Source organism: Vagococcus silagei (assembly GCF_004795745.1).
Classification (GTDB): domain Bacteria; phylum Bacillota; class Bacilli; order Lactobacillales; family Vagococcaceae; genus Vagococcus; species Vagococcus silagei.
The window spans coordinates 46,868-55,857 of sequence record NZ_SDGV01000023.1; the positions used below are offsets into that span (position 1 = coordinate 46,868).

Sequence of the window (8,990 nt, forward strand, 5' to 3'; positions counted from 1 at the left end):
AAAGGAGAGAAAAAAACAATGTCAATTATTACTGATGTTTATGCTCGCGAAGTCCTAGACTCACGTGGAAACCCAACTATCGAGGTAGAAGTTTATACAGAAAGCGGTGCTTTTGGTCGCGGTATGGTTCCTTCTGGAGCATCAACTGGTGAATACGAAGCAGTTGAATTACGTGATGGAGATAAATCTCGTTATTTAGGTAAAGGTGTTTTAAAAGCTGTTGATAATGTTAACAACATCATCGCTGAAGAAATCATTGGTTTTGATGTAAGAGACCAAATGTCAATCGACAAAAAAATGATCGAATTAGACGGAACACCAAACAAAGGTAAACTAGGCGCTAACGCTATCTTAGGCGTGTCAATTGCTTGTGCTCGTGCAGCTGCTGACTTCTTAGAAATTCCTTTATATCACTACTTAGGTGGATTCAATACTAAAGTTATCCCTACTCCAATGATGAACATCATTAATGGTGGATCACATGCTGACAACAGCGTTGACTTCCAAGAATTCATGATCATGCCTGTAGGCGCTGCTAACTTTAAAGAAGCTATCCGTATGGGTGCTGAAATCTTCCATAACTTAGCTAAAGTATTAAAAGGCAAAGGCTTAAATACTTCAGTTGGTGACGAAGGTGGATTTGCTCCTGACTTAGGTTCTAACGAAGAAGCTTTAGAAGTAATCATCGAAGCTATCGAAGCTGCTGGATATGTTCCTGGTAAAGATGTTCGTTTAGCAATGGACGTTGCATCATCAGAATTCTACAACAAAGAAACTGGTATGTATGACTTAACTTCAGAAGGCCGTTCTTTAACATCAGAAGAAATGGTTGCTCTTTATGAAGACTTAGTAGCTAAATACCCAATCATCTCAATCGAAGATGGATTAGATGAAAACGACTGGGAAGGATTCAAACACTTAACTGAAAAATTAGGTAAGAAAATCCAATTAGTTGGTGACGATTTATTCGTAACTAACACTGAAAAATTAAAACGTGGTATCGAAGAAGGTATCGCTAACTCAATTTTAATCAAAGTTAACCAAATTGGTACTTTAACTGAAACTTTTGAAGCTATCGAAATGGCTAAAGAAGCTGGTTACACAGCAGTTATCTCTCACCGTTCAGGTGAAACAGAAGATTCTACAATCTCTGACATCGCTGTTGCAACTAACGCTGGTCAAATCAAAACTGGTTCTGCTAGCCGTACTGACCGTATTGCTAAATACAACCAATTATTACGTATTGAAGATCAATTAGGTGAAGTAGCTGAATACAAAGGTGTTCAAGCTTTCTACAACTTAGCTGACAAATAATTTAAAATTTAAATAAAGCTTATTCTACGGGAATTAAAACTGATCGGACGTAACACCCTCTAGCTTGTGCTAGAGGGTTTTTTTTTGCTTTGGTGGAGGAAGAGTATGTCCCAGTGAATTATCCAAAACAAATCAAAGTGTTGAAGGAAGAACAAAAAGTGATTGATACCTTCTCAGACAAGCAGGTAAAAGAATTGATTCGATACTACAATAAATCTGATTATTTGGGTGTGAGAAACAAGTTGATTGTCATGTTGTTCGTAGATACAGGTATACGATGCACAGAGCTACGACAGATCAAAACAGACTTTGTCTTTGATAATTACATTAAACTTCATGGGAAGGGCAACAAATGGCGTGTCGTACTTATCAGTTCATATCTACAGGAGCAATTGTTGAAGTATGACAGAATGAAGAATACCTACTTTACTTCTAGGTAGATTGCTATTAAAGATGATACATTTTTATTGACTAGATCAGGTGAGACTATTAAATCAAATGTTGCTATTGCAAAGATTATCAGTGATGCTAGTATGGAAATAGAGGGTGTTACTGATATCAGATGTAGTCCGCATACATTAAGACATTATTTTGCCAAGACAAGTATTAAGAATGGACAGGATATATTTACCTTGTCTTGTCTAGTCAAGTGTAGCCTATCCACAGTCAAATTTATTTTAAAATTTTTTTAATAACAATGAGACGAAATTTGAGGATAAATTGCCATAAGAGTATGAAATTTAAACGACTAAATAAAAAAGTAGTTAATGGAGAATGATTTTTTGGTTGGGTTAGTAATTTTAGCTATCGCATAATGGTGTTTTATATTTCTAATCAAAGAATGCGAAAAGGGAAAACCATCAATCAAAAAAGATGTTTTTTTGATTGATGGTTTGATTAATTAATAGTTGTTTGATAAAATTATGTTAATAAATGGTTGATTTTAGCTGTTTTTACATCTGATAATCACAAAACATTCTTTTGATTTCTAATAGCTAATGTTAATTGTTTAAAAATATAAGAGATAAGGTGAAGTGGAATGAACCGATATAGGAATTATTTAACAGAACTATTTCTATTTCTGCTTATTACACTCTGTGGAGTTCCGGTTCAAGCAGAATCAAATTCTTTTACAAATATTTTTCCGGAGAATTTAGCAAACAATGTCACAAATAGGATAAACGTAGCGACTGATCCTGATAAAGGGCGGTCGGATTTTGAACAAAGTATCAATAATCCAACTGAGCAGAAAACGCCTTCATCAGTAACAGTTAAAGTATCAGATCAAATATCCAATTTAGAAAAGTACAAAAAAGAAGCGATGAATAATGGAACATATGCTTCTGCGATTAGCTGGGAAAGCTTAAAAAAAGCATATTCAAATCAATCAATAACTTACATCGAAATACTAGGTAGTTTTTCTGCACCTAAAGGAGTTGCGAAACGTGATCTAGGTTGGCGAGAAACAAGTGTTATTATTGATGGTGGTGGAAATACGGTCAATATGCAAGATTCTCCCTTTAATATTGGAAAAAGTAATAAAAAAGGCGAAATTTTTACAATAACTAATATTGATTTAATTCATTGGGAAACTGCTATTCCATCTGGAAATTATGCAGGATACGCTGATGGTGTAATTGATAGTGGTACTGGAGTCAATGCAGGCTATGGTTATTGGAATTTTAACATCGATAACGTTACATTAAAAGGACCAGAAGGTATGGATGGGGCAGCAAATTCTCAACCACGACGTCTTTTGGATGCTGAAGACAGTCAAGTTACTTTATCAGGAAAAATTATTGTTGAAGCCAAAGGTGAGTTGATGCAAATTGGTCAGGTTGATATTGCAAATAATGCTCATGTTGAGTTAAATCGAACGCCAGGAACATCAGGATTTTCAATGTTTTACTTTATGTCTATAAGTGCAGATAAAGATGATGATACAGGTTTTGCCCATACTTTCAAAGTAGGAGATGGTGCAACAGTCATTGGTAAAGAGCTTGCTTCCTCTAGCGGAAATAATTATCCGTTGGTTTATTGGGGATTTAATTCTATGACTATTGGTGATAATGTGACGTGGAGCCAAGATGGTTTTCAAATGTTATTAGATTTATATCGATATTCAGGAACCAAAAGAGAAAATCGTGAGGTAACTTTTGGACAAGGTTTAAATATGACGGCAACTAGGACGGTTGGTAATAATTCGCTCTACGCCGCAAATAAATCTACTATTACGTTTAATGCAGGAACTATTTTGAATTTGGAACAATGGAACCCAAGTACCGTTGTAAACACAACTGTAGGATCAACGATTACTTTCATTTCACCAAAATCTCTCCACTTATCTCGAAATAGCAGGGATGGCTCACCTAGTAGCGGGGCCTTATTTACTGGAGCTGGAACTTTTTCAATGAATAATTCGCAAATTAGTACTTGGCAAGATAGTGATAGTTCGACATCAGTTCCAGCAGGAAATCGCAATCAGAAATTTGCTAAAATGACTGTAATTGGTGGAAAAACTAAAGTTACACCACCAAATGGAATTGAAATTGATTCGGATATTATTGATACCAAAACACGCGAATTAAAAACAACTGCGATTGCACCAGGAACAATTAAAGTAAACTATATTGATCAAAATGGTAAAAAATTAGGGTCGAAACAGTATCCAATTAATAAACAAGATAACTATATTGGCCAATTCTTACAACTCAGAACTGAAGAATATGTAAAGACATATATGCCAGAAAACTATATGTGGGCTATAGACAGTCAGGTAAAAAGTTCAGCTATTGCTGATGGTCAAAGTGGTGGAGACTCCACTACAACGGCAGATAACGGTGACAAGTTCGGTCAAGCGACTGTTGCGATTGTACCAATGGAAGGGACAGAATACACCTATAACATTTATGTATACGGAAAACCGACAAGTGGTATTCAGTATCAATACAAAGATTTGAAGTCGGATCAATTATTGAAAAGTGAATTTCCAAATTCAGAACAAGAGAAGAGTGGTACGGCGTTAGCACCTGCTAATTATGCTAATAAAATTGATTGGACTAGTTCATATTATACGAACACCGTTATTCCTGATGGGTATCATTACGCAAATGCTAGTGAGCTCGGCGATAAAACGCAGCCGAAACAAACGAATGTTGGTACAGAGCCTGTATTGACAACAATCTATGTTTATCCAGACAAGCAGACTGTTAAAGTGACGCTAGAAAATAGTGATGGGACACCTCTTGTCAATCAAACATCCCCAATTTACGTTGATGGGTATTCAGGCTTAGAAATAAGCTACAAAGATTTACTTGAAGGGAAAATCACACAACAAGGATCACAGCCTGAAGAAGGTATGTTTACCTTTGATTACACTGATAATAAAGGAAGCAACACAGATAAGGCGCCACAAGATATTACTATTAAATTAAAATACGTCTTATCAAAAATGGGAGTGAAACAAGTTTATAAAGGGACGGATGATCCAATTTATCGTGATTTAGCAAACAAAATACCCGTTGATAATTCGCAAACTTATGAAGAAGTTATCAATGATGATTTACAAGGTGTCATGAGAAAACTTATTTTTGATGGTAAATTCAACTTAAACTATGATGGTTACGACACTACAACTCTTACGAATTATAAAATTTATCAAGATGGTCACGAGATTACACCTACACCAACAAAGGTTCCAAGTGGTGATTTTACAATTGTTTACGAATACTCTGGTCAGTTAAGATTTAAAGATACAGCAGAAAACTTACAGTTTGGTTCAATTCCAATTACAAAAACAAGTTCAACTTCTCCGCTGAGTGATTCAAGTGATAAATTATTCTCTATCATTAGCACAATGCAAAATAGTTCTTGGACTTTGAAAGCAACCATGCCGAATAAAATTACTAGAAATGAAGGAAAAAAAGAAACATTCAACGGAAAAGTAATTTACAAAAATAAAGCAGGGCTTCCTCAAACACTTGGAACGTCAGCTATTAATATTGAATCTCAAGAAAATAATAACTTGTTTAGTGAAATTGATTTAAAAACAGGTAATTCTGGCTTGTTATTACAACAAGACGCAGGAAATTTAAGCGGTACATATCAAGGTAAAATCATTTGGACTTTACAAGATAGTCAAACCCCTTAATTCACCTATGAACTACAAACCTTAAAAAATATTTTTTTAATTGGAATGACTAGAGTATTGAAAATAATCATAAACTTTTGGTAATTATTATTCTAAGAAGTTCTATATCAAATCGTGTTGATGGATTAAATTCTATCGATACGATTTTTTTGATATAAATCCAAGAAATTTATTATGTTAGTTATTCTTCTCAGATTTAAGTATAATTATATAAAGAGAAGTTTAATTATAGCTAAAAATCAGTATTTATTTTGTCTCTGATTCTATTAATAGGTTATTATATTTCAATTTTTTGTATTTCAATGTTGCTATTTAAAATATTATGGCGAGTGTTGTTCCCGTATTGTTAATCGTCAATAGCTTCGTATAGATTAGACAAATTATCAAGAAGGAACAGCCTAAAGAATCTTGAATATTACTAGGGTTAATGTATGCTCCGGTTATATATTTAATTGTAGCCTTAGTTTCTTTTTGGATAGAAGTAAATTTTTTACACTGAAATAAAAGATAATGTCTAGAAAGGATCATTATGAAAATTGAACGCTTGATGTTTATATTAATCGCTCTTTTATCAAAAAAATTTATCAAAGCAAAAGAAATTGCTGAGATTTATCAGGTATCCACTCGAACGATTTATCGTGATATTGATACGTTAAGTCTTGCTGGAATTCCAATTTATTCGCAACAAGGAACAGACGGTGGCTTTTATATTGATGAAAATTATAAGTTGAATTCGTTGCTGTTTTCGGAAGCAGAGAAGAAGCTAATTTACGATTTTAGTCGTAGTCTTTCAAAATCTGTGAAGCGACCCCAGTTGAAAGAATTACAACATAAGATGAGTACTTTTATGACTTCAAATGAAAAACCGTCACCATATTTTTTTGATTTTACACAATGGAGCACTAAAGATCAGAAGTTAAATCTATTAGATAAAGCAATTGATCAATGTAATATTGTTCATTTTGATTATACGGACTACAAAGGTCATGATACAAGACGTTTTGTGGAGCCCATTAATCTTGTTTGTAAAGGGAATGTTTGGTATTTATATGGTTTTTGTTTATTGAGAGAAGATACTCGTCTTTTTCGAATGAGTCGTATTCAAAATTTAGAAGTAATAGATGATAAATTTATATCTGAAAATCATTTGTTTATGTCTCAAGATTTATTGGACGACTTTTTTGCTGATCTTGTGGCTTCTGTTGAGATGGTACATGTCTGTTTATCTTTTAAAAAGGAAGTAAAAAGTCGTGTTTTTGATGTTTTTTCAGAAGAAGTCATTCTAGATGAAGAAAACTATTTAGTTGTCTCGCGCGAATTTGCAAAAGAGCCATGGTTAATTGAACTCATTTTAAGTTTTGGTAGTGGCGTAAAAGTAATTTCACCAGCATGGTTGCGAGAAGAAATTCGCAATGAAGCTCAAAAAATTATTGACCAATATGACATAATGTAGTCACAGCACCTTGCTAAAATAATTATAGAAAGTGAGGTATTGGGAATGAAAAAAAGGAATTTTAACGTCGTAGACTGGCAAGAACAATTTGTCTATCAAGAAAAATTAGCTCAAGCTAAAACAGTTTATCAAATGACGGGTGGTTTTGAAGGAGAGATTCACGCGGCGTATACGATTCACTACTTTTCATATAATAAAGAAGACATACATGCCTCTGAAAGTCAGTTTGAAGGCTTTGCAGTCTTCACAGGTGAGTGCCAAGGACGAAAGGGTAGTTTTACCTACCGTGATTTTGGAAGTTTTATAGATTCAAATTATCATGCATCTGTCGAAATTATTACCGAAACTGGTGATTTTGCCGGAATGATTGGAACAGGTACTTATCAACCATGTGAAAATGGGATGTAATTAACATTGGATTATGATTTTAAATAATTTAGTAGAAGGAGTTACTATGAAGACTGCAATTATCTTTATCTTAGAGAATTACGCGGATTGGGAAGGTGCTTACTTAATGTCGCAACTCAATCAAAACCCTGCATGGGAAGTTAAGACAGCTTCCTTAAAAAAAGAAATCAAGTCAATTGGTGGCCTGAGAACAAAAGTTGATTACCTCTTAAGTGAGATACCAGCCAATATTGATTTGTTTGTGATGATTGGGGGAAATGCGTGGCATCTCGAAAACCAAGTACTTGTCGATAAAATTAATGAATTTTTGAGTCAAAACGTTACGGTTGGTGCTATTTGTGGTGCAGTAGATTTTCTAGCAAAAAATGGCTTGCTAGCGCAATATAAACACACTGGTAATTCTGTTTATCTTTGGCAAGATTTCACTATGTATCAGAATAGTGAGGAATTTGTTGAAGTACAAGCTATCCGAGATAAGAATTTGATTACAGCAAATGGAACAGCGGCACTTGATTTTACAGAATTAGTTTTATCTGCTGTTGAATTTGATACTGCGGATAATATTGAGAAAACAATCTATATGTATCGCTTTGGTTACTACGCATATTGTGAAAAATATGGAAATCCATATCTTTAATAATATATAATATTGAGCCAAAATAATTTAAAGAAATGAGTCACTTTTAAAACGTTAATTTTTTGGCGTTTTAAAAGTGATTTTTTTATACTATAGTACGGTATTTTGGAATGGCATTCACTATGAACACTCGCTATAATTAATTCTGTACAAAAAGTAAGGAGGATCAAGCTTGAAAAAAAAGGGGAGAATTAAACTAAAAACATTGCTGATGATTATATTAATAATCGCAGTTACCTTTTTAGTTGCGGGGATTTGGATTGGTGATGGCGTTAAGAAAATGACTTATCGCGAAGCAGAAGAAAAACGTGAAAACGAAGTAAGGACTAACGAATTATCTTTAGATGATTTTAGTCATGAAATATTAGTATATGTGCATGAAAAGGCACAATCAGTTGGATTTGCAGTGATTGAAAAGGATGAGAGTAGCGAATCTGATTTTTATCGTGTCACTGAAATGATGGTTGATGACAAAAAGAATATGATGCCGATTGTAAATGGTGAATACTCTTTTGATGAGCTTTTAAAAGCTGATATTAAAAGAGAAGTGGATACGTTTAGACTTATGCAAGTAGAGAACTACTATCTAAAGCATAGCGTCACAGGAAATATTGTGGGAACAAAGTATTCACCATCAAAAACATATTCGACAGTAGCTAAAGATTTTATTTTAATTTCAGATTGTAAAAAACAAGCACTGTATTTTGCACATTATTTACCAGAAACATTATCTTACCGATTAGGAAGAGTTGCGTATTACAAGTTAGATAAAGTAAAAGATATAATTGAAAAAAATAATTATGAACAAAAAGAAATTGCTGAAGAATTAGGCGTTCAATTACAACAAGAAAAAGAGAATGGTGTAATTGATTTAACTTATGATGAATTTTTGATTCCTTCGAAAGCTAAAGGAGGAATAAAGCATGATTAAATTGACTAAAAGAATAAGTTTAATATTTGCGTTCTTCATTATTTCCATTGTCACAGTTGCTTGTGGTGTGCTTTTTTTATTTGGATTTGAGTCAATA

General features: G+C 33.6%; 7 protein-coding genes. All 7 read left to right on the forward strand.

Annotation, left to right across the window (positions count from 1 at the left end; genetic code table 11):
* Positions 1–18: 18 nt before the first annotated feature.
* Positions 19–1,314, forward strand: a complete 1,296-nt coding sequence (gene eno / locus ESZ54_RS10410) for a phosphopyruvate hydratase (RefSeq protein ID WP_136137595.1) — start codon at positions 19–21, stop codon at positions 1,312–1,314.
* 158 nt (positions 1,315–1,472) lie between these two features.
* On the forward strand, positions 1,473–1,754 hold the full coding sequence (locus ESZ54_RS12855; RefSeq protein WP_420824367.1) for a tyrosine-type recombinase/integrase: 282 nt from the start codon (positions 1,473–1,475) through the stop codon (positions 1,752–1,754).
* A 599-nt stretch (positions 1,755–2,353) separates the two neighbouring features.
* Positions 2,354–5,464 (forward strand): pectate lyase-like adhesive domain-containing protein, encoded by a 3,111-nt coding sequence (locus tag ESZ54_RS10420; protein WP_136137597.1) that lies wholly within the window; start codon positions 2,354–2,356, stop codon positions 5,462–5,464.
* A 529-nt stretch (positions 5,465–5,993) separates the two neighbouring features.
* Positions 5,994–6,917, forward strand: coding sequence for a helix-turn-helix transcriptional regulator (locus tag ESZ54_RS10425; protein WP_136137598.1), 924 nt, complete (start codon positions 5,994–5,996; stop codon positions 6,915–6,917).
* Positions 6,918–6,962: 45 nt separating this feature from the next.
* Positions 6,963–7,325 (forward strand): DUF3224 domain-containing protein, encoded by a 363-nt coding sequence (locus ESZ54_RS10430; protein WP_136137599.1) that lies wholly within the window; start codon positions 6,963–6,965, stop codon positions 7,323–7,325.
* A gap of 46 nt (positions 7,326–7,371) precedes the next feature.
* A complete protein-coding gene (locus tag ESZ54_RS10435; RefSeq protein ID WP_136137600.1) occupies positions 7,372–7,962 on the forward strand; it encodes a type 1 glutamine amidotransferase family protein in 591 nt (196 codons plus the stop codon).
* Between the two features lie 172 nt (positions 7,963–8,134).
* Positions 8,135–8,893, forward strand: coding sequence for a hypothetical protein (locus tag ESZ54_RS10440; protein WP_136137601.1), 759 nt, complete (start codon positions 8,135–8,137; stop codon positions 8,891–8,893).
* Positions 8,894–8,990: the final 97 nt, after the last annotated feature.